The sequence below is a fragment of the Cupriavidus pinatubonensis genome (genome assembly GCF_019602855.1).
In the GTDB taxonomy this organism is placed as follows: domain Bacteria; phylum Pseudomonadota; class Gammaproteobacteria; order Burkholderiales; family Burkholderiaceae; genus Cupriavidus; species Cupriavidus pinatubonensis.
Map to the genome: position 1 here is coordinate 1,672,602 of NZ_CP080766.1, position 21,326 is coordinate 1,693,927.

At 64.7% G+C, this 21,326-nt stretch carries 19 protein-coding genes and 1 pseudogene; 14 read left to right on the forward strand and 6 right to left on the reverse strand.

Going from position 1 to position 21,326, the window contains the following annotated elements; genetic code table 11:
• The first annotated feature begins 346 nt into the window (after nt 1-346).
• Both K2O51_RS07565 and K2O51_RS07570 read left to right on the forward strand, forming a co-directional pair.
• The gene (locus K2O51_RS07565; protein WP_011301344.1) at nt 347-1,396 is read left to right on the forward strand and encodes an aldo/keto reductase; all 1,050 of its coding nucleotides are present in this window, start codon (nt 347-349) and stop codon (nt 1,394-1,396) included.
• 207 nt (nt 1,397-1,603) lie between these two features.
• Complete coding sequence (locus K2O51_RS07570; RefSeq protein ID WP_084792011.1) at nt 1,604-4,759, forward strand: transglycosylase domain-containing protein; 3,156 nt, start codon at nt 1,604-1,606, stop codon at nt 4,757-4,759.
• Here K2O51_RS07570 and K2O51_RS07575 read toward each other — a convergent pair.
• Both K2O51_RS07575 and K2O51_RS07580 read right to left on the reverse strand, forming a co-directional pair.
• Nucleotides 4,732-4,983: a GlsB/YeaQ/YmgE family stress response membrane protein gene (locus K2O51_RS07575; RefSeq protein WP_011301342.1), complete on the reverse strand. Its 252-nt coding sequence runs from the start codon at nt 4,981-4,983 to the stop codon at nt 4,732-4,734. The genes K2O51_RS07570 and K2O51_RS07575 overlap by 28 nt on opposite strands.
• A gap of 156 nt (nt 4,984-5,139) precedes the next feature.
• A complete protein-coding gene (locus K2O51_RS07580) occupies nt 5,140-6,696 on the reverse strand; it encodes a methyl-accepting chemotaxis protein (protein WP_140949752.1) in 1,557 nt (518 codons plus the stop codon).
• A 277-nt stretch (nt 6,697-6,973) separates the two neighbouring features.
• Between K2O51_RS07580 and chrA the strand changes: the two genes are divergently transcribed.
• Entirely contained in the window at nt 6,974-8,191 is a 1,218-nt protein-coding gene (gene chrA / locus K2O51_RS07585; protein ID WP_220630675.1) for a chromate efflux transporter, read from the forward strand.
• 25 nt (nt 8,192-8,216) lie between these two features.
• Here chrA and K2O51_RS07590 read toward each other — a convergent pair whose 3' ends face one another.
• Nucleotides 8,217-9,440 (reverse strand): MFS transporter, encoded by a 1,224-nt coding sequence (locus K2O51_RS07590; protein ID WP_011301339.1) that lies wholly within the window; start codon nt 9,438-9,440, stop codon nt 8,217-8,219.
• Between the two features lie 31 nt (nt 9,441-9,471).
• Nucleotides 9,472-9,612 (reverse strand): annotated as a pseudogene (locus tag K2O51_RS07595) (chromate resistance protein ChrB domain-containing protein); the annotation flags it as partial.
• A gap of 214 nt (nt 9,613-9,826) precedes the next feature.
• Here K2O51_RS07595 and K2O51_RS07600 point away from each other — a divergent pair.
• From K2O51_RS07600 to mhpD, 8 genes are all read left to right on the forward strand, one after another.
• The gene (locus K2O51_RS07600) at nt 9,827-10,012 is read left to right on the forward strand and encodes a hypothetical protein (RefSeq protein WP_041680308.1); all 186 of its coding nucleotides are present in this window, start codon (nt 9,827-9,829) and stop codon (nt 10,010-10,012) included.
• A gap of 173 nt (nt 10,013-10,185) precedes the next feature.
• A complete protein-coding gene (locus tag K2O51_RS07605) occupies nt 10,186-10,515 on the forward strand; it encodes a hypothetical protein (protein WP_011301337.1) in 330 nt (109 codons plus the stop codon).
• A gap of 26 nt (nt 10,516-10,541) precedes the next feature.
• Complete coding sequence (locus K2O51_RS07610) at nt 10,542-10,874, forward strand: hypothetical protein (RefSeq protein WP_011301336.1); 333 nt, start codon at nt 10,542-10,544, stop codon at nt 10,872-10,874.
• A 125-nt stretch (nt 10,875-10,999) separates the two neighbouring features.
• Nucleotides 11,000-12,037: a TRAP transporter substrate-binding protein gene (locus tag K2O51_RS07615; protein ID WP_011301335.1), complete on the forward strand. Its 1,038-nt coding sequence runs from the start codon at nt 11,000-11,002 to the stop codon at nt 12,035-12,037.
• A gap of 92 nt (nt 12,038-12,129) precedes the next feature.
• Complete coding sequence (locus K2O51_RS07620) at nt 12,130-12,651, forward strand: PPC domain-containing DNA-binding protein (RefSeq protein ID WP_011301334.1); 522 nt, start codon at nt 12,130-12,132, stop codon at nt 12,649-12,651.
• A 12-nt stretch (nt 12,652-12,663) separates the two neighbouring features.
• The gene (locus K2O51_RS07625; protein ID WP_140949758.1) at nt 12,664-14,568 is read left to right on the forward strand and encodes a TRAP transporter large permease; all 1,905 of its coding nucleotides are present in this window, start codon (nt 12,664-12,666) and stop codon (nt 14,566-14,568) included.
• A 7-nt stretch (nt 14,569-14,575) separates the two neighbouring features.
• A complete protein-coding gene (locus K2O51_RS07630; protein ID WP_140949760.1) occupies nt 14,576-14,869 on the forward strand; it encodes a YciI family protein in 294 nt (97 codons plus the stop codon).
• A gap of 7 nt (nt 14,870-14,876) precedes the next feature.
• Nucleotides 14,877-15,671, forward strand: a complete 795-nt coding sequence (gene mhpD, locus K2O51_RS07635; protein WP_140949762.1) for a 2-keto-4-pentenoate hydratase — start codon at nt 14,877-14,879, stop codon at nt 15,669-15,671.
• Between the two features lie 38 nt (nt 15,672-15,709).
• Here mhpD and K2O51_RS07640 read toward each other — a convergent pair whose 3' ends face one another.
• The gene (locus K2O51_RS07640; protein ID WP_011301330.1) at nt 15,710-16,597 is read right to left on the reverse strand and encodes a LysR family transcriptional regulator; all 888 of its coding nucleotides are present in this window, start codon (nt 16,595-16,597) and stop codon (nt 15,710-15,712) included.
• Nucleotides 16,598-16,775: 178 nt separating this feature from the next.
• On the opposite strand from K2O51_RS07640, the gene K2O51_RS07645 reads away from it, so the two are divergent.
• The gene (locus K2O51_RS07645; RefSeq protein ID WP_220630018.1) at nt 16,776-17,447 is read left to right on the forward strand and encodes an alpha/beta hydrolase; all 672 of its coding nucleotides are present in this window, start codon (nt 16,776-16,778) and stop codon (nt 17,445-17,447) included.
• Nucleotides 17,448-17,545: 98 nt separating this feature from the next.
• Here K2O51_RS07645 and K2O51_RS07650 read toward each other — a convergent pair whose 3' ends face one another.
• The gene (locus K2O51_RS07650) at nt 17,546-18,823 is read right to left on the reverse strand and encodes a M20 family metallopeptidase (protein WP_011301328.1); all 1,278 of its coding nucleotides are present in this window, start codon (nt 18,821-18,823) and stop codon (nt 17,546-17,548) included.
• A 419-nt stretch (nt 18,824-19,242) separates the two neighbouring features.
• Here K2O51_RS07650 and K2O51_RS07655 point away from each other — a divergent pair, with 419 nt between their 5' ends.
• The gene (locus tag K2O51_RS07655) at nt 19,243-20,307 is read left to right on the forward strand and encodes a porin (RefSeq protein ID WP_011301327.1); all 1,065 of its coding nucleotides are present in this window, start codon (nt 19,243-19,245) and stop codon (nt 20,305-20,307) included.
• Between the two features lie 320 nt (nt 20,308-20,627).
• The gene (locus K2O51_RS07660) at nt 20,628-21,284 is read left to right on the forward strand and encodes a PepSY-associated TM helix domain-containing protein (protein WP_011301326.1); all 657 of its coding nucleotides are present in this window, start codon (nt 20,628-20,630) and stop codon (nt 21,282-21,284) included.
• The last annotated feature ends 42 nt before the right edge of the window (nt 21,285-21,326 follow it).

Here is a 21,326-nt window from a genome sequence, read left to right on the forward strand (position 1 = left end):
AGCGAGTCAGCGAGCGGAAGAGCGAGGCGCGAACGCCATTGATCCCCGGGCATGTTGCGTTGCGACGATGCTGCCCGGAGCGATTCAAGGCTATGCAAGTCGACGCATATATGCTGTAAGAATGTGTAAGGGCTGTATGTCACACCACTTTATGACGGGCTCGATCCGCGACGCGATACACGATGCCCATCGGCTTCGCTCGCACGATGGACATTGCACATCGACGGCACTGTTGTGGCGCATGGTCTCTGCGCGATTCGCGCATTCGCGGCAAAATGCAGATCGGCCGCGCTGCCGGCAATATGAACATTACGGACATTGATTCTTGCAAAACAGGAAAACCGCCATGCCTGACATCGCCACGCACGCCGTGCCATATCGACGCCTTGGTACCAGCAACCTGAAGGTCTCCGCGCTGTGCCTCGGGACCATGATGTTCGCCGACCAGACCGACGAAGCCGAAGCGGCACGCATCGTCGCCAGCGCGCGCGAGCACGGCGTGAACTTCATCGATACCGCAGACGTCTACAGCAAGGGCGCGTCCGAACAGATGGTCGGTCGCCTGCTAACGGGCGATCGGCACGACTGGGTGCTCGCGACCAAGCTCGGCAACCCCATGCAGGCGGGACCAAACCATTCGCACTATTCGCGCGTCTGGATCCTGCACGAAACCGAGGAGAGCCTGCGCCGCCTGGCCACCGACTACATCGACATCCTGTATCTGCACCGCGACTACGCGGGCGAGAATCTCGAGGAAGCCGTACGCGCGATGGGCGATCTCGTGCGCGCGGGCAAGATCCGCTACTGGGCAGTCTCGAACTTCCGCGGCTGGCGCATTGCCGAGATTGCGCGGCTGTGCGACCAGCTCGGCGTGCCGCGCCCCGTGGCCTGCCAGCCGTACTACAACCTGCTCAACCGCATGCCGGAAGTCGAGATCCTGCCTGCCTGCGAACACTATGGCCTGGGCGTCGTGCCGTACAGCCCGATCGCGCGCGGCGTACTGACGGGCAAGTATCAGCCGGGCCAGGCGCCGGCCAGCGGCACGCGCGCCGGCCGCGCCGACCGCCGCATGATGCAGACCGAGTTCCGCGAGGAATCGCTCATCATCGCGCAACAGCTCAAGGTGCATGCCGAGGCGCGCGGGCTCACGCCGGGCCAGTTCGCGACCGCCTGGGTGCTGGCCAATCCGATCATCACGTCGGTGATTGCAGGCCCGCGTACGCTGTCGCAGTTTGAAGACTACTTCGGCGCGATGAACGTTGTCATTTCGCCGGAAGAGGAAGCCATGGTCGATGCGCTCGTCACGCCGGGCCATGCGTCGACGCATGGCTATAACGATCCGAACTACCCGTTTGGCGGCCGTCCGGTACGCGTGGCGGCACCGCCGGCGGCCTGAGGCGCCGGCAAGTGGACAATGCGTGGCTCTTGCCGCCGATGTTTTGTGGCAACAACCGCGTAAGCCCTCAAGCTGTCCCTGCGCGTCGCGCGCGTTCCTACTAATATTCAGTTAAAGCGGTGTGCGCAATGGTTGCGCACCACCCATGCACTTGGGACCGGCGTGAAGACCGCGCCGAGGGTGCCGGTAGAACGGGATGGCCAAAACGTGGCACGACGTGGCTGGATCTTCGCTGGCTTGGCAGTCGCCCTCTGTGGGGGCGGATATGTCGTTTATAGCCTCGTATCGAATGAAGTGCGCAATTCGCACTGGCAGGCGCGCTACCTTGGCCGCTTTGCCAGCGAATTGACCTTCGAGGTGCAGCCTGGCGCCAGCGATCGCATCAGGTTCCCGCATTCGGGCCCCTACGACGCCAGGATGGGCTACGGCCGCCTGCCGCAGATTGCGCAGCGGCTCGGCGAGCGCGGTTTCGTGCCGGCCGAGCAGGCGCGCATGTCGCCCGAGATGATCCGCTTGATGGATCAGGGTATCTTCCCGCCGTATCGCGAAAAGAACCAGGCTGGCCTGGTGCTGCGCGACTGCAACAGCATGACGCTCGTGTTCGAGCGTTATCCGCAGCGCCAGTACGACAATTTCGACGCCGTGCCGCCGGTGCTCGTGAGCGCGCTGCTGTATGTCGAGAACCAGGGGCTGCTCAATCCCGAATACCCGAGCATGAACCCGGCACTGGACTGGAAGCGGCTGTCGCGCGCGGTAATCGACCGCGCCATCCGCTTCGCCGACAGCTCGCATGAATCGCCTGGCGGCAGCACGCTTGCGACGCAGATCGAAAAATACCGGCACTCGCCCGAAGGCCGCACGCAATCGATTCCCGAGAAATTCCGGCAGATGGCGTCGGCTTCGCTGCGGGCCTATATGGACGGCCCCGATACCCAGCGCGCACGCGAACGGATCGTGGTCGATTACCTCAACACCGTACCGCTGTCCGCACGCGTGGGCTTTGGTGAAGTCAACGGCATCGGCGACGCGCTGTGGGTCTGGTATGGCGAAGACTTCGGCGAGGTCAACCGCCTGTTGAAGCAGATGGATTCGCGCGCGCCGACCGACCGCCAGGCACAGGCGTTCAAGCGCGCGCTGTCGCTGATCATCTCGCAGCGCCGGCCGTCCTACCACTTGCGCCGCGACGACACCAATCTCGACGCGCTGACGGGCAGCTACCTGCGCTTGCTGGGGGCCAACAACATCATTACGCCGGAGCTGCGCGATGCCGCGCTGCGGCAGCAGCTTGACAAGGCCGCGCCGCCTGTGCGGCCCGATCAGGGACCGTTCGTCACGCGCAAGGCCATCAACCGCGTGCGTGCGGACATCGGGCGCCTGACCGGCGTGGACAGCCGCTACGACATGGACCGCCTGGACCTGACCGCGGACAGCACCATCAATCGCGAAGCGCAACGCATCGTCACCGATACCCTCTTGAGCATGCGGGACAAGGCCGTCGCGCACACCATGGGGCTGTATGGCCACAACCTGCTGCGCGAGCAGGACGACCCGTCAAAGCTGGTCGCTAGCTTCACGCTGTTCGAGCGCGTCGGCAATGCCAGCGTGGTTCGCGTGCAGGCCGACAACATCGACCAGCCGTTCGACATCAACAGCGGCGCGCGCCTGAATTTGGGCTCGACGGCCAAGCTGCGCACGCTGGTAACGTACCTGGAAATCTTCAGCGAACTGCACGCGCGCTACGCGAGCATGAGCAAGGAAGAACTGGCCGGCGTGAAGGTCGCGAAGCCCGACGCCCTGAGCCGCTGGGCGATCGACTACCTTTCCAAGGCACGCACGCCGCAGGATCGCACGCTGGCAGCCATGCTCGACGCCGCGATGGAACGCAAGTACTCGGGCAGCCCGGGCGAAGGCTTCTACACGGGCGGCGGCCTGCAGAGCTTCACCAACTTCGAGCGCTGGGAAGGCGAACGCATCATGACCGTGCGCGTGGGTTTCCAGCACTCGGTCAACCTGGTGTTCATCCGCATGATGCGCGACATCGTGCGCTATGAGCTGTTCCACGGCAAGGTGGACATGAGCAATATCTTCGAGGACCGCAACGCGCCCGAGCGCCGCGTGTACCTCGAGCGCTTCGCCGACCAGGAAGGTGCAGCGTACATGACCAATTTCTACCAGCGCTACCGCGGCAAGGATTCGGACCAGCGCGTGGCGACGCTGCTCGGACGCGTGCGCGTGAGCACGCCGCACTATACGGCGGTGCGCATGTCGGTGGCGCTACTGAGCGCGCGGCCCGATCTCGATGAAGAGAGCTTCGTGCGCATCATGCGTTCGCGCATGTCGGAAAAGCAGCTTGCCGGCGAGGACCTGCCGGCGCTCTATCGCAAGTACGGCCACGACAAGTTCAATCTCAATGACCGCGGCTACCTCTCGCGCGTCCATCCGCTGGAGTTGTGGATGGTGGAGTACCTCGGCAAGAATCCGGACGCCACGCTGACGCAGATCCTGAACGACAGCAAGGCCGAGCGGCAGTATGTGTACCGCTGGCTGTTCCGTTCGCACAGCAAGTACGGGCAGGACAACCGCATCCGCACGCTGCTGGAGCAGGAGGCATTCCAGCGCATCGCCAAGCGCTGGCAGCGGTTGGGCTATCCGTTCGATTCGCTGACGCCGTCGTACGCGACCGCGATCGGCGCGTCAGGCGATCGTCCCGCGGCACTCGCCGAACTGGCCGGCATCATCCAGAGCGGCGGCATGGCCACACAGACCGCGACGCTGCGTAGCCTGGATTTTGCGGCGAACACCCCTTATGCGACGCGCTTCGTGCTCCAGCCGGACCCGGGCAAGCGGCTGCTACCGACGGAGATCACGGACCTGGTGCGGCGCTCGATGCTGGATGTGGTGGAACGCGGCACGGCCAAGTCGATCGCCGGAGCATTCGTGGTACCTGGCAAGGGCGGCGCGCCTGTCCCGATTGCCGGCAAGACCGGAACCGGCGACCAGCGCTTCCAGACCTATGGCCCGGGCGGGCGACTGATTTCGTCGCGTTCGGTCAATCGTTCCGCCACGTTCGTGTTCGTGCTCGGCGAGCGCTTTTTCGGCACTGTGACCATCAACGTCAGCGAGCCCTATGCCGCGCGCTACAGCTTTACCAGCGCGCTGGCGGTACGGGTGCTGCGCTACCTGGCGCCGCAGGTGGCAGCAATGGCGACGCCGGGCAGCGAACAGGCGCTGCTGCGCTGCCGCGACTGGCCACAGGAAATCCGCCTGCCGCGCAACGAGGCGCAGGCGCCTGCGCCGGAAGGCGCGACGGCTTCGGCGGACGTGTTGAAAGTGGATCAGCCCCTGCGGCGTACCATGCCGTAGAGCACCAGCAGCACGATCGCGCCGAGCACCGAGGCAATCCAGCCGGCCGGCTGGCCTGGCTGGTACCAGCCCATCGAACGGCCGACGAAACCGGCCGCCACCGAGCCCAGAATGCCGAGCAGGATCGTCATGATCCAGCCCATCTTGTCGTCGCCGGGCTTGATGGCCCGGGCGATCAGTCCCACGATGAGGCCGACGAAGACGGTGCCAAGGAATGCCATCATGATCTGCTCCTGCTGTGGAAGGGATCGCGGCGGGCGCCCGTCCCGCACGTTCGCTGGCGCCGCCCGCTGCGATCCATAATATACGCGGCCACGGCAGGTGGCATGGCTCGCCATGCCCAGCCGCCCAGCCGCCCAGCCGCTTAGCCGCTTAGCCGATCAGCCGCCGGCGAGCCGGAACTGGCCGACCGCGTGGTGCAGTGCGGCTGCCTGGTCTTCCAGCGACGCGGCAGCGGCGGCAGCTTCTTCCACCAGCGCCGCGTTCTGCTGCGCCATCTGGTCCATCTGCGACACCGCCTGGTTGACCTGCTCGATGCCGCCGGTCTGCTCTTCGGTGGCTGCCCGCATCTCGCCCATCAGGTCCGTGACGCGCTTGACCGCCTCGACGATCTCGTCCATGGCCTTGCCCGCACCTTCGACCAGCACCGCGCCGTCTTCCACGCGCTGCGCCGAATTGCCGATCAATGCCTTGATCTCCTTGGCAGCAGTGGCGCTGCGCTGGGCCAGCGTGCGCACCTCGCCGGCTACCACGGCAAAGCCGCGGCCCTGCTCGCCGGCGCGCGCGGCTTCCACCGCGGCGTTCAGCGCCAGGATATTGGTCTGGAACGCAATGCCTTCGATCACGGCGATGATGTCGACCACCTTGCCCGACGCTTCCTTGATGTCGCCCATGGTCGTGACCACCTGGCTCACGATGCTGCCGCCGCGCACCGCGATCTCGGATGCGCCCTCGGCCAGGCGGCTGGCCTGGCGCGCATTGTCGGCGCTCTGGCGCACCGTGCTGGTGAGCTGCTCCATGCTGGCTGCGGTTTGCTCCAGCGAGGCCGCCTGCTCTTCGCTGCGGCGCGACAGGTCGGAGTTGCCGGCGGAAATCTGCTTGGCCGCGCCCGCGATTGAATCGGCCGAACCCCGGATGCTGCCTATTGCGCCGGTCAGGCGCGACTGCATCTGCTGCATGGCGTAAAGCACGCTGTGCTCGTCGCCGGGCTGCACCTCGACCATGGTGCTCAGGTTGCCTTCGGCGATGCGCGTGGCGATCTGCGACGTGAGCGCAGGCTCGCCGCCGAGCTGCTTCTGCAGGCTGCCGGCCACGCGCAGCATGACCACCGTCATCAGCGCGCCCACGCCGAGCAGCAGCCCGAGCGCGTTGAGCAGCGACGTGCGGAACGTGGCCTCGATGTCGTCCAGGTACAGGCCGGCGATAAAGTTCCAGTCCCAGGGGCGGAAGTTGGCCACATAGCTGAGCTTGGGCTGCGGCGCCTCGGCGCCTGGCCTGGGCCACAGGTAGTTGACGAAGCCCTTGCCGGCGCCCTTGCCGATGGCGGCGATATCGCGGAACAGGTACGTGCCGTTGGGATCCTTCATGTCCTCCATCTTCTTGCCGATCATGTCGGTCTTGAACGGATGCATGAGCACTTCGGTGTCGGAGCGCATCAGCGTGAAGTAGCCGTCGTCGCCAAAGCGCATCGCGCGCACGCGCTCCAGCGCCTGTTCTTTGGCTTCTTCCGGCGGCATCTTGCCCGCCTTGGCCAGCGCCTCATACCCGGCCACCACCGACACCGCGGTATCCGTGACGTGCGCCAGGTCAAGCCGGCGCTCCTCCATGCGCAGCGCGCGCATCTGCCATGCATTCCACAGCGTGATGCCAAGCAGGCATACCCAGCTCAGCACCAGTGGCAGCAAGAGCTTTTTCCTCAGACTCAGGTTTTGCAGCATTGCCTCTGTTTCTCCCCATATGCTCGGTGTAATCGGACTTTTGGCGTCCGTCCCCGCCATAACGGCGACCGCTTTGACTAACTTGATTGGGGTAATACCTCCTTGAAGGCAGCAAGGTTTGTCGGCTTTTTGGAAAGAAGTGGAGACAGCGTCACGGAGAAAACCTCGGTCTGCCCTAAAATCGGCGGCAGTCCGACAGGGCCGCAGAGCGCCCTGTATCCCATCCCACGCCAACCCCCCACGAGGAGCACGCATGGCAGCGACGCCACGCAACCCTATGACGCAACCCGATGCAGCCGACGGCAGTAGCACGCATGACCGCGGTGTCCTGTCGGTGTTCCTCGTGTTCCTGCGGCTGGGCCTCACGTCGTTTGGCGGTCCCGTGGCGCACCTCGGGTACTTTCGCGACGAGTTCGTCACACGCAGGCGCTGGCTCAGCGAACGCGCCTATGCGGATCTCGTCGGCCTGTGCCAGTTTCTGCCGGGCCCGGCGAGCAGCCAGGTCGGCCTAGCCCTTGGCATGTCGCGCGCCGGCTATGCAGGCGCGCTGGCGGCATGGACAGGCTTCACCTTGCCGTCGGCACTGGCCATGATCCTCTTGGCGCAGGGGTTGGCGGCATGGGGAGCCAACGTTCCGCCTGGCCTGTTGCACGGGCTCAAGCTCGTGGCCCTGGCCGTGGTGGCGCAGGCGTTCTGGGGCATGGCGCGAAACCTATGCCCGGACACGCTGCGCGTGACCATCATGGCGATTGCTGTGTGTCTGGCCGTCGCGGTGCCCGGGCCGTGGATCCAGGTCGCAGTCATCGCCGCCACGGCGATCGCTGGTCTCCTGCTGATCCGAACGGAAACAGCGCCTGTGCATGACCCCTTGCCGATGCCCGTGACCCATCGCGCCGGGGTCGCGGCGTTGGTGCTTTTCGCTGTGCTGATGGCCGGCCTGCCGTTGCTTGCGCGTCATGCGGGCGCAGGCGCGGTGCCGATGTTCGATGCCTTCTTTCGCGCCGGCGCCCTGGTATTCGGCGGCGGCCACGTCGTGCTGCCGCTGCTGGACGCGGCGGTGATCCCGACCGGCTGGGTGAGCCGCGACGCGTTCCTTGCCGGCTATGGCGTGGTGCAGGCCATGCCGGGGCCGCTCTTCACGTTCGCCGCGTTTCTCGGTGCTGCGATGCAGATCGAACCCACCGGCTGGGCCGGCGGCTTGCTCTGCCTGGTGGCGATCTTCCTGCCTGGCATGCTGCTGGTGATCGGCGTGCTGCCGTTCTGGGAAAGCCTGCGCCGCAGCCGGCGCGCGCAGGCCGCGCTGGCGGGCGTGAATGCCGGCGTGGTCGGCCTGCTGCTGGCCGCGCTGTACCAGCCCGTGTGGACCAGCGCGGTGCATGCGCCACGCGATTTCGGGCTGGCTGTGGTGGCGCTGGTCGCGCTGATGTGGTGGCGGCTGCCGCCGTGGCTTGTCGTGGCGGTGGCTGCGGTGGCCGGGTGGGCGGCGGGGCTGTAGCGCTGCTCCCGGTTTCGCGCGCGCGTTACCGCTCGGGCTCGACGCGCCGGAATGCCCGCAGCAGGGCAAGGTCATAGCCGATCTTGAGCAGCCCGCAAGCCACCAGCGGCGCGGCGGCCCAGCCTGTGGCCAGCATGGCGCCGGCCAGCGTCGGGCCAAGCGCGGCGGCCAGACTTCTGGGTACTGCTGTCAGGCTGGCAGCCGCGGGGCGTTCTGGCGGTGTCACCACGGCCATCACGTACGCGGTGCGAGTCGGTACATCCATCTGGGACAGTGCGCTGCGGGCCAGCAGCAGGACCAGCGCCGGCACGAGCGAGGGCGCCATGGCCGCGGCAATCAGGCACAGGCTGGACGGGATATGCGTGAACACCATGGTGTTCAGGAGGCCGACGCGGCGCGCCAGCGGCACGGCCACCAGCTGCGATGCCGCCGACAACAGCCCGGCCCAGAAGAAGAACCGGCCCGCGTCGCCCGGCGACAGCCCAAAGCGCTGCATCAGCCAGAGCGACAGCAGCGCGTTGACCACCAGCCCGCCCGCGAAGGCGTCCACGCTGAACAGCAGCGCCAGGCGCATGACGATGCCGCGCGATGCACCGAGTGGCACGCGCGGCGTGTCCGCATGCGGATCGTGTGCCGGCAAGCGGGCATAGAGGTACCACAACGCGCCTCCCACGAGCGCGTACAGCACGAACATCGCGCGCATGGCGGGCAGCGGCGCCAGCATGCCGTGCCCCGCGGCCCAGCCCGGCAGCGCTGCCGCGAGCGCGCCGAAGGCCGATGCCAGCGAACCGCTCAGGCTGTAGCGCGCAAACAGCGCGGTGCGCGCCTGCGGCGTGGCCGCATCCGCCAGGCGCGCATGCTCCAGCGGCAGGAACAGGCTGACATCACCCGAGCCGGGATTGATCGTGCCGACAAAGGCAACGATCACCAGCGGCCACAGCGAGGTTAGTCCCGCAAAGCCGATGCCGGTCGCCACCATCAGCGCGGCAGCCAGCGTCAGCATGCGCCGCAACGGATAGCGGTGCCCGAGCACGCCGACCAGGATGGTCGCCAGCGCAGACCCCGCCAGCGTGGCGCTGCCGATCAGCCCGACCGCGAGCGGATCGAAGCCGAGCGCCAGCAGGTACGCGGGCAGCAGCACGGCGACAAAGCCATCGCAGATGCCGCGCAGCGCGCGGCCCAGCAGCAGCGTCAGGGCCACCGGATCGATACCCGGCGGCAGCACCATACTGGCGAGCGAGGCCCGCATCGGCGCTTCCCTAGTGATGGAGCAGCGCATGCCGGGCCGGCAACAGGTAGGCGCCGTCGCGCAAGGCGGCGCAACCGAGCGCACGGACGGCGCGCCAGATCCGCATGCGGGCGGTGGCGCTGGAAGTAGGCAGGCTGACGATCAGCAGCGTCCACGAGTCTTGGCTGTTCATGGCTCGATGATAGGACTGCCATAGGGTTGTCTTCAATGCTGTAGCAATGTCTACAAACCTCGACACGGAAATCTTTCATTGATTGCGCAATGGATGTATCGCGGCCGCCCCTCGCGTCAGCAATTCGTCAAGAAACTGGCCTATGGTGGAGACTTGGCGTACAACCAGACCCTGCTCCGCACCGCGAAGCAGTCTGGAACCTGCAGGAGGGACCATGTCGGTCAGACTCAGGTGCTGGTCGGAAGATGGCGAGGAAGTCGTCGACGTTCCCGGGGCCACGCTCGCTGCCCAGGTCGCACAGGCGGCCGCGCAACCTGCGCCCGAAGCACCGCAACCGCCGGTGGAGTTCACCAAGTGGACGATGCCCGATGACCCCGACCGCTACGCAGACTACGCGTAGCCCCATGTGGTGCCCGGCGCATACCGCCGGGCGCTCTTCCCACCAAAGATTTTCTCTTCGCTGAAAGGCTGATATCTCGCTTTATGCATAGGACGCGGCAACGCGTTTTCATATGCTTCGGTCATCGCGCTGCACCCTTCTGCCCGCAGCGAGAACGATGACTGGAGACATCAATGCCCTTGTTCCTGAACGAAGTCTGGCTTGGCGACATCAAGCCGGAACTGATCGAAGAGGCCGTGACCTTCTTCGGCAACCTGAGCGTCGGCACCAAGCCCGACAACCTTCCGCCCGACCTGCGCATGATTGCCGGCCCCTGGCTCTCGGCCGAGGAGGCGAAGGTGATGTTCATCTTCGAGATCGACGACCCGTCGACCATGTTCGATGCCTACGCTGAGCGCGTAGTCAGCGGCCTGTTTGCGCGGCGCAAGCTGACGCTCCTTTCCGGTTGGGACCAGATGAAGGCCTATACCGATCGCGTGACCGACAGCGTCGCTAACGCCTGACCCGCATCGAGACAAGGAGAACGAAGATGCCGAAGTTTTTCAATGAAGTCTGGCTGCGCGACATGTCGCCGAAGACCATGCAGGGGGTCGTGGATTTTCTGGGCAACCTGCGCAAAGGCGTGCGCCCGCACAACCTGCCTGGCGACCTCAAGCTGCTTGCCGGCCCATGGCTGTCCAACGAAGAGGCGAAGGTGTATTTCGTGTTCGAGATCGACGACCCGACCGAAACGTTCGAGGCCTTTGCCGAGCGCGTGGCCGATGGGCTGTTCCTGAAGCGCCGGCTGACGCTGATCCAGGACTGGGACGGCGCGCGCAGCTTCTCTCGCTACCTCAGCGGACGTCCGGCCAAAGCGGCATAAAGCAGAAGGGCACCTCAGGTGCCACGGGCGGCCTCCCGGCGGCCGCCGCCGTACTGCGCAAGCAGCGCGTGTGAATCGCGCGGAACGCCGGAAACACTACAAGATCAGACCGCAGGAGACAAACCATGAGCGGGTTCAACAACGGGCGCCGCCTGGCGCTTAAGCAGGGCATTGCGCTGGTGGCGGCTTCGGCTGCGTCCGGGCTGATGATCCACACACCGGCACGTGCCGCGGGGCAGACGTACAACTACAAGCTCGGCATCGCGCTCGATGCGACGCATCCGACGACCGTCAACCTGACCGCTGCCGCGGCCGAGATTGCGCGTGCCTCCAACGGCCGCCTGAACATCCGCGTCTTTCCGAACAGCCAGCTCGGCAGCGACACCGACATGGTGTCGCAGGTGCGCTCGGGCGCCATCGACCTTGTCAGCACGGCGGGCCTGATCTGGGGCACGCTGGTGCCGGCCGCCTCCATCAGCGGGATCGGATTTGCGTTCCCGAGCTACGAGCACGTCTGGAAGGCCATGGACGGTGATCTCGGCGCGCATATCCGCGGTGCGTTCGCGAAGGTCAACCTGATGCCGCTGCCGAAGATCTGGGACCACGGTTTCCGCCAGGTCACCAGCAGCAACCGGCAGATCAACACGCCGCAGGACCTGAGCGGCTTCAAGATCCGCGTGCCGCTGAGCCCGGCGCTGACGTCGATGTTCAAGGCCTTCGGCGCCGCGCCGGCGGGCATCAACATGGCGGAGACCTACACCGCGTTGCAGACGAAGATCGTCGACGGCCAGGAAAACCCGCTGACGATCCTGGGTACGCAGCGGCTCTACGAAGTGCAGAAGTACTGCTCGCTGACGTCGCACGTGTGGGATGGCTTCTGGCTCGTCGCGAATCTGCGCACATGGAACGCCTTGCCCGAAGACCTGCGGCAACTGGCGGCCACTACGTTCGATACGTATGCCGTCAAGCAGCGCCAGGCCGTCGATGCACTCAATACCCGCCTGCGCGAAGAACTGAAAGGCCGCGGCATGGTGTTTAACCAGCCTGACGTAAAGGTGTTCCGCGATTACCTGAGCAAGGCCGGTTTCTACCGCGACTGGCAGAAAAAATTCCCGGCCGAAACCTGGGCGCTGCTCGAACAGTACTCGGGCAAGCTGGCCTGACCACAACCCACGGCATTTCCAATCCGGCACCGCTGGCCGGTGGCTGCACGCCACCGCCGCGGCTGCGCTCAACCAGAATTCCAGGAGACATCATGACCTTCCTCGCGCGCATGGCATCGCTCGTCACGCTCGGCCTTACCCTTTCCTGCATGGGCACGCAAAGTGCCGCGGCGCAGGAGTTGAAGGGCAAGTACATGAAGACGCCGACGGGCTACCTGATGGTGCTGCGGCATGGCGACAACGTGCTGCAGAACCTTGAGCAACTGGCGCGGGACGAGCATATTCCGAGCGCCAGCTTCGTCGGCATCGGCTTCATGTCCGAAGCCACGTTCGGCTTCTACGACTTCGGCCGCAAGCAGTTCGATCCGAAGACGTACCGCAATGTCGAGATGGCCAACATGACCGGTTCCATCGCGTGGAAAGAGGGCAAGCCTTCGATCCACGCGCACGGCACCGTCACGGACGGCACGTTCCAGGGCGCGGGCGGCCATCTTCTCGGGCTGACCGTCGGCACCGGGTCCTGCGAGATCACGGTCACGGTCTACCCGCAACGTCTGGATCGCTTCGTCGACCCCGAAATTCAGGCCAACGTACTTGGCTTGCCGCAGCAATGACGGAGGCGGGACATGTCCACGCATATGGTCGATATCAATCCCCCGGGCATAGAGTCCCATGCCGGGGCGCTTTCGGGCGGCGCACCGGCGCGCATGCTGCGGCTGGCTGACAAGGCGCTCGGCGTTGTGTCCGAAGTGCCGGCGGCCCTGCTCGTGGTGGCCGAGATCGGCGTGCTGTTCAGCGGCGTGCTGAGCCGCTATGTCCTGCACACGCCGCTGGTGTGGGTCGACGAGCTGGCGTCGCTGTTGTTCATCTGGCTCATCATGCTCGGCGCCGCGGTGGCGTTCCGGCGCGGCAGCCATATGCGCATGACGGCGCTCGTTGATGCCGCAGCGCCGAAATGGCGCGGCGTGTTCGAACTCGTGGCAACGGTGGCGGCGCTGACGTGGCTCGTGCTGGTCGCGCATCCCGCTTATGAATTCGCGAGTGAGGAAGCCGCCGTGACCATGCCGGCACTGGACATCTCCAACGCCTGGCGTGCCGCCGCGCTGCCGCTCGGCATCGCGCTGATCCTGCTGATGAGCGTGGTGCGGCTGCTGTCCACCTCCAGCCTGCGAATGGTGTTGGTGGCACTGGTCGCATGCGCTGGGGTCGTGGGCGGCCTTGTGCTGCTGCAGCCTGCCTTGCAAGAACTCGGCAATGCCAACCTGCTGGTGTTCTTTGTCGGCATCGTTGCCCTGCTGGTGTTCACGGGCGTGCCGATCGCATTCTCGTTCGGCCTAGCGACGTTCGGCTATCTGTCGCTGACTACGTCCACGCCGACCATTGTCGTGATCGGCCGCATGGACGAAGGCATGTCGCACCTGATCCTGCTCGCGGTGCCGATGTTCGTGTTCCTCGGCGTGCTGATCGAGATGACGTCGATGGCGCGCGCCATGGTGCAGTTCCTGGCCAACCTGCTCGGCCATATCCGTGGCGGCCTGTCGTATGTGCTGATCGGGGCGATGTATCTCGTCTCCGGCATCTCGGGCTCCAAGGCGGCGGACATGGCAGCCGTGGCGCCGGCGCTGTTTCCCGAGATGAAGAAGCGCGGCGCCGATGATGGCGACATGGTCGCGCTGCTTGCGGCGACCGGCGCGCAGACGGAGACGGTGCCGCCGAGCCTGGTGCTGATCACCATCGGCTCAGTGACCGGCATCTCCATTGCCGACCTGTTCACCGCCGGATTGATGCCGGGCATTGTGCTGGCACTCGTGCTCGGCCTGGTCGTGTGGTGGCAGGCCCGCAAGAGCGGCAGCGCCTGCAGCGCGCGTGCCACGCGGGCCATGATCGGCAAGAGTCTCGTGGTGGCATTGCCCGCGCTCGCGCTGCCGTTCGTCGTGCGCGCCGCGGTGGTGGAGGGCGTGGCGACGGCGACGGAAGTGTCCACGATCGGCATCGTCTACGCGCTGATCGTCGGGCTGCTGGTGTACCGCAAGCTCGACCTCAGGCAACTGTGGCCCGCGCTCGTCGATACGGCCGCCTTGTCTGGAGCGATCCTGCTGATCATCGGCACCGCGACCGGCATGGCCTGGTCGCTCACGCAGTCGGGCTTCTCGGGTGACCTGGCAGCGGCCATGGCTCGGCTACCGGGGGGTGCGCCGGCTTTCATGGCGGTCTCGATCGTGGCCTTCGTGCTGCTTGGCAGCGTGCTGGAAGGCATTCCCGCAATCGTGCTGTTCGGCCCGCTCCTGTTTCCGATCGCGCGCCAGCTGGGCATCCATGACGTGCATTACTCGATGGTGGTCGTACTGGCCATGGGCATCGGCCTGTTCGCGCCGCCGTTCGGTGTCGGCTACTACGCCGCCTGCGCGATCAGCCGTACCAAGCCTAGCGAGGGCGTGCGCCACATCTGGCGCTACATGACTTTCCTGTTCATCGGCACCGTCGTCGTCGCGGCCGTGCCGTGGATCTCCACCGGTTTCCTCCATCACTGAGCATCCCATGAAGTTCGCCGCCATCGTCGAATACGCCAACGAGCCTGAGCGCCTTGCGCAATTCCGGCCCGCCCATCGCGCCTATCTGCAAGCGCTGTTGCAACACGGACGCCTGGTGATCGCCGGCCCGTTCGCCGACGGCAGCGGCGCGCTGTTCGTGTATGAAGTCGCCAATGAAAGCGAGGCATCGAAGCTCGCTGCCAATGATCCGTTCGCGAAAGCGTCGCTGTTCCGAAGCGTTGTCATGAAGCCCTGGAAGCTCGTGTTCGCGAGCCAGGACAACCTGAATCTCCCGCTGTGAGGCGCATATGAAAATGGACACCACGATCCTGCAGACACTGGCTGCATCGCTGCGCCATGCCGCGCAGCAGAACCAGCCGATTCCGCCCGTGCGGGACGCACTGTCCGCCGTGGGCGTGCAAGGCGCCTATACGGTACAGGACATCAATACCGCGTACTACCTCGACACCGGCCGCCGGCTGACGGGCCGCAAGATCGGCCTGACGTCGAAGTCCGTGCAGCAGCAGCTTGGCGTGGATGCGCCCGATTTCGGCATGCTGTTCGCGGACATGGAACTCGCTCCAGACGAAGAGGTTGCGCTCGACCGCGTGTTGCAACCGAAGGTCGAGGCGGAAGTGGCCGTCGTGCTGGAGCGCGACCTGAAGCACGAACAGGTCACGCTGTCGCAGTTGATCTCCGCGATTGCTTATGTGTTGCCGGCCGTGGAGATTGTCGGCAGCCGCATCGCAAATTGGGACATCCGCCTGCTGGACACCGTGGCGGACAACGCGTCGTCTGGCCTGTATGCGCTCGGGACGCAGCCGCGCAGGCTGTCGGAGGTGGATCTGCGCATGTGCGGCATGCTCATGGAGCGCAAGGGTGAGGTGGTATCGCTCGGCGTGGGCGCCGCGTGCCTGAGCCATCCGCTCAACGCTGCGCTGTGGCTGGCTCGCAAGATGGCGGAAGTGGGAAGGCCGTTGCTTGCGGGCGACGTCATCATGACGGGCGCGCTCGGGCCCATGGTGACCGTCGCGCCGGGCGACATCATCGACACCACCATCGCGGGTCTTGGCTCGGTCCGCACTGCGTTTGCCGCTGACTGAATCGAGCGATTGAGATTAACGCGAAAGCCCGTGCGGGCTCAGGCCCGTGTCAGCTTTCGGATCAGGTCGATGACGGTCCGGCTCGCATACGTCAGCGGCCGCTGCGTGCTCGTGGCCAGCACCAGCGTGCGCGTGAGGACCGGGTCGACGATCCGGCTCACCGCAATGCGGCCGAGCTTCATGTCGACTTCCACGGCTTGCCGCGTGAGGATCGTGTAGGCTGCCCCGTTCGCGACGATCTCGCGCATGGCGGTCAGCGAATCGACCTCGATCTGGGTGTTCAGCTGAACGCCCGCCTTCTTTGCCTCGTCCAGCAGCATCATGTGGAAGCCATCGGGCGCGCCAGGCAGCACCAGCGGCAGCGCCGCGGCGTCGGCGAACCTGCAGCTCCGACTGGCCACATTCGGATCACCCGCACGTGCGATCAGATAGAGCTCGTCGGTGGCCAGCTTTTCATCGGTCTTGTGGATCCGCTCGCCATAGCGCGAAAACACGCCCACATCCGTGCGTCCGCTGGCCAGCGCTTCTTCGATATTGCCCGCGAAACCTTCCATCAGCCGCAACTCGATCTTCGGGAAATCCGCGCGCACGCGCTGGAACAGCGGGCCGACGATCTGCTGCGTGATCGATGCCTGCAAGGCCAGCTTGACGGGGCCGCTCGGCACTTCGGCGCGGTCGCGGATATCGTTCCTGAGCAGTTCGAATTCGCCGAGCAGCGTCTTCACGCGCGGCATGATGGACTGCCCGAATTCCGTCAGCACCACGCCGCGGCCGGTGCGGTAGAACAGCTTCGCGCCGAACTCGCCTTCCAGCGCGGCAATGTGCTTGCTGAGCGCAGACTGCGCAATGCCGCGTGACGCACAGACTTTGCTGAGACTGCCGGCTTCGACGATGTCGGATAACAGTTGTAGGTGCTTGATGTCCATCGTCGGTCTGCGCCTGTGGAGTCGGTTCCGATTGGTTCGCGACGATTGTAGCGAAAGGCTCGCGCTGCGGTGTCCGGAATGCGTGGTGCGAAAGCAGGAGCGCGCACCAGCCTGTACCATGGGGTCTGGGCCGCGTGGCCCGCGCATCAGGAAGACGTGGAGATTCGCGAGGAAGGGAATGGCATTGCAATCCGGGAGCGGAAAGATGTTCGTGGCGGGCGAAGCGGGCAGGATCGAGCTGATCGTCGATATGCCTCGCGCCGTGGCAAGCGGTATCGCTGTCGTCGCGCATCCGCATCCGCTGCAAGGCGGCACGGCCACGCACAAGGTCCCGCATGTGCTTGCGAAAGCGCTGGCCGCGCGCGGCTATGTGACGGTGCGCCCCAATTTCCGCGGCGTGGGCGAGACCGAAGGCGAGCACGATGCCGGCGACGGCGAGACGAACGACACCGTGGCGGTGGTGAACCACCTTCGCCAGCAATACCCGGGCCTGCCGCTGGTCCTGGCGGGCTTCTCGTTCGGCGCCTATGTCGTGGCGCTTACGGTGCAAGTGCTCGCCAGCCAGGGACTCGCATGCCCGCACGTGATCCTCACGGGCATGCCGTGGGGAACCATCCCGGGGCACCGCAGCTATGCGACGCCGGATGTCCCGTCGACAGCGCTGGTCGTGCATGGCGAGAACGACGAGCGCGTGACGCTCGGCGCCGTGCTGGACTGGGCGCGTCCGCAGGAAATGCCCATCGTGGTAGTGCCCGGCGCCAACCACTTCTTTACCGGAAAACTTTCTGCGCTGGAGCGCGTGGTCGGTCGCTATCTTGACCATCTGCCGGAGCCGTCAGCGCCTGCCTGATCCGCCGGTATGCCGGGCGGCGCAGGCAAGTCGCGGCGCGCCGGGGCGAGAAGCGAAGCGGTCAGGCGCGGCGGGCCCGCGCTAGGATCGGGCTGACATCATGTTCCATCACGCGACTCGGGAGCCTGACAAAGCCACGCCGATGCCGCCGTCAGCATCGCTTGCAGGCCCGTTTGCAATGTGGGGTGAATCACGGGTGCGAACTTCGGCGAATGATTGCTAGGTATCCTATTCAACTGCTTTGCGGCTTTGGCCTGTGCATAGACTTCCGGGTCGGTGCCACCGATGAACCAGAACACGTAGGGCACGTTCCAGGCTCGCCCAAAAACGCTAAAGTCCTCACTGGCCGAGGCCGGCCGCGCCTCGCAGGCCTTATCGCCAAACTGCGCCTTGAAGACGTCGGCCACCTGACTTGTGGCTGCGATATCGTTCTCCGTCAGCGGATACGTGCTCAGCGTGGTGAACTCCGGCGGTCGCTCAGCGTTGGATGCATCGCACTCCGCGCAACAGATGCGTCGGATGGACGCCAGCATGTACTCGCGCACGTCCTCGTCGAACGTGCGCATATTCAATTTGATGGTTGCCTCGTCCGGAATGATGTTTTCCTTGGTACCTGCCTGCAGTGAGCCAATCGTCAGCACCGCGTTGTCCATCGGCGAAATCTCGCGCGAAACGATGGTCTGCAGGCGCAGCGTCGTGGACGCGGCCATGATGACGGGGTCGATGGAAGTCTGCGGCTGCGAACCATGCGAGCCACGACCGAACAGCCTGATCTTAAGGCTATCGCCCGCTGACAGAATGACGCCCGGGCGATAACTGACGGTGCCGCTCGGGCCTACCATGACGTGCTGGCCCAGAATGATGTCTGGCTTGGGAAAGCGTTCCGCATGCCAGGCGTTGACCATGCTGCTGGCACCGCGTCCCACTTCTTCGCCTGGTTGAAAGACCAGCATGACGGTGCCCTTCCAGGCATCACGGTGCTCGGCCAGGACACGCGCCACCCCCATCAGCCATGTCACGTGCATGTCGTGCCCACACGAATGCGCGACATCGACTTCGACGCCGTCTTCATCTCTGGCCTTGACGGTGCTGGCATAGGACAAGCCGGTGTTTTCGGCCATGGGTAAAGCATCCATGTCTGCACGGAGCATTACCGTGGGTCCCTCGCCGTTGCGCAGCACACCAACAAGCCCGGTCACCCCGACTTCACGCGTCACTTCATAGCCCAAGGCCTGGATGTAATCTCCCGCGACTTTGGCTGTGCGGAACTCCTGCATCGACAACTCGGGGTGCTGGTGAAAGTCCTTGTAGATGGCTTCGAGTTCCGTCACCAACGTGTCGCTGCGGGTCGCCATAGCTTGGACGAGTGCGTTCATGGAACACCTCCGGACGTTCAGTGACCAGTTTGCGTTATCCGGGTTGCTTCGGCCAGGAAGAAATCCTTGGCTCTTCCTTGAATGGACTGTTGCAACGCTTCATTTTGCGCGCGGGAACCCGGGCTGTCTCGCGCGTGGGCCGAGGGGAGCGGGTCGGGCATACCGACACGACTTCGTCAAAAATTTGTCTCCCGGTTGGAGACGTACATGTGCCCGCCTGATGAGGCTAGGCAAGTGGGTGTGTTTGCATTGTTCATGTTGTGGAAATAATTATTCATATTTACGGACAATTGTTTAAATATGCCTGTCACATTGCTGTCGCAATATCTCGCGGCCGAGTCGGTGGGAGGCTGCGGCTCGCAAGCTAGCCGTGACACCACCGCCAGGAACCTTCGCTTAAAAGAAACCGGGATTTGACAGTGAAAAAAACTCTCCTCGCAATGGCAGTCACAACTTGCGCCTTGTCCGGCGCCGCCTTTGCTCAATCGTCCAACGTGACGCTCTATGGCATCGCTGATGCTGGCGTCAGTTTCCAAAGCCACGTCAATGGTGGCGCTAACGGAAGTGGCTCCGTAACCGGTGTGACTTCGGGTGGCCTCTCCGGCTCGCGTTGGGGCCTGCGCGGTGTCGAGGATCTGGGCAACAATCTGAAGGGCATCTTCGTACTGGAAAGCGGCTTTGACATCGATTCTGGCAAATCCGCCCAAGGGGGCCGACTGTTCGGGCGCCAGGCCTATGTTGGCTTGCAAGGCAACTACGGCGCTATCACGTTAGGCCGCCAGCAGAACGCGCTCTATGACTTATTCGGCGCGTACGACCCGATGGCGGTGGGACCGATGTACTCGCTCAACTCCGTCGATAACCAATTCAATGGCCGCGCCGACAATGCCATCAAGTACACCGGCAAGTTCGGCGGCCTGACGGCAACCGGCTTCTACAGCTTCGGCCGCGATGTCACGTCCGGCCTCGGCGGTGAAGTGCCGGGTCATTTCAAGGTGGGTACCAACTTTGGCGGCGGCCTGGCCTATGCGAGCGGCCCATTCTCGGTGGGCGCTGCTTATGATCAGTTCCAGGGAAGCACCCTTGCGTCGGCGGACCTGACCGCCAAGCGTGCTGCGATTGGCGCCTCGTATGCATTCGGTAATGCCAAGGCATTTGCCGGATACCGCTGGATGCAGGACGAGGTCACGACCGGCAAGGCCCGCCACGACAACCTGTATTGGTTGGGGGCAAATTACAAGTTCACGCCGGCCTTCACCCTGACCGGCGCGACCTACTTTACCGACGCGCGCACTGACAGCAAGGACTCGTGGATGTTCGTCCTGAATGCTGACTATGCCTTCTCCAAGCGTACGGATGCGTACCTGTTGCTTGGTTATGTGAAGAACAAGGGCAACGCCACGTTCGGTGTGACGGGCACCGCGAATACGCTGCCGGGCCAGAACCAGACTGGCGCTATGGTCGGCGTGCGTCACCGCTTCTGATCCGCCTTGGTGCGGAATTGGCACACCATAGAGTGTGCCGTGACAGATCATATCGACCTTGACTTGTCACTGGGTTAAGGACATTTGGCCGGCATATGCCGGCCATTTTTTTGCCTGCGTGGAGCGTAGGCAGCGAACGGATCGTTGCGGGAAGTTCGCGGACAGTTGTTGCGTTGAAGCCCGCTGTAACGCCGCGTAAACCGTTGCTACCGTCGCATCGTTGCGATTTCAAATGAGAACGATTATCCTTTTTGCTTCCGATCTTATTTGTGACTGAAGTGTCACAACACGTCTGCGCCTTTCGTCGCCCATCCATCGCAATGACCGAATCCGAGCCGGCTTCCGGCCAACAGCGTCGGGCCTTCTGGCTCAAGCATCTCCATCAGTGGCACTGGATCAGTTCCGCGATCTGCCTGATCGGGATGCTGCTGTTCGCGGTGACCGGCTTCACGCTGAACCATGCGGCCCAGATCGAGGCTTCGCCGAGTGTCGTGACGCGACAGGCTACCGCGCCTGCCAGCGTGCTTTCCGCGCTGAAATCCGCGATGCCGGCTGCCTCGGGCAGCGGGCGCGATGCCAAGAGCCCGGTGCCGCCGGCGCTGGCCGAATGGCTGTCGCGCGAACTCGATATCGACGCGAGCGGGCGCGAGGCGGAATGGTCCGCCGATGAAGTCTATGTGTCGCTGCCCCGGCCGGGCGGCGATGCCTGGGTCAGCCTGGCGCTCGATACCGGTGAGACCCAGTACGAGAAGACCACGCGTGGGGCCATCTCGTACCTGAACGACCTGCACAAGGGCCGCAATACCGGCCGGGCCTGGAGCCTGTTCCTGGATGTGTTCGCGCTGTCCTGCCTGTTATTCAGCCTGACTGGCCTGTTCCTGCTCAAGCTGCATGCCGCCGGCCGCGTGGCCACGTGGCCGCTGGTCGGACTGGGTCTGGTGGTGCCGCTGCTGCTGGCGATCCTGTTCATCCACTGACCGGTCTCGGCTTCCGGTCTTTCGAACTTTCCTGATTCTCCT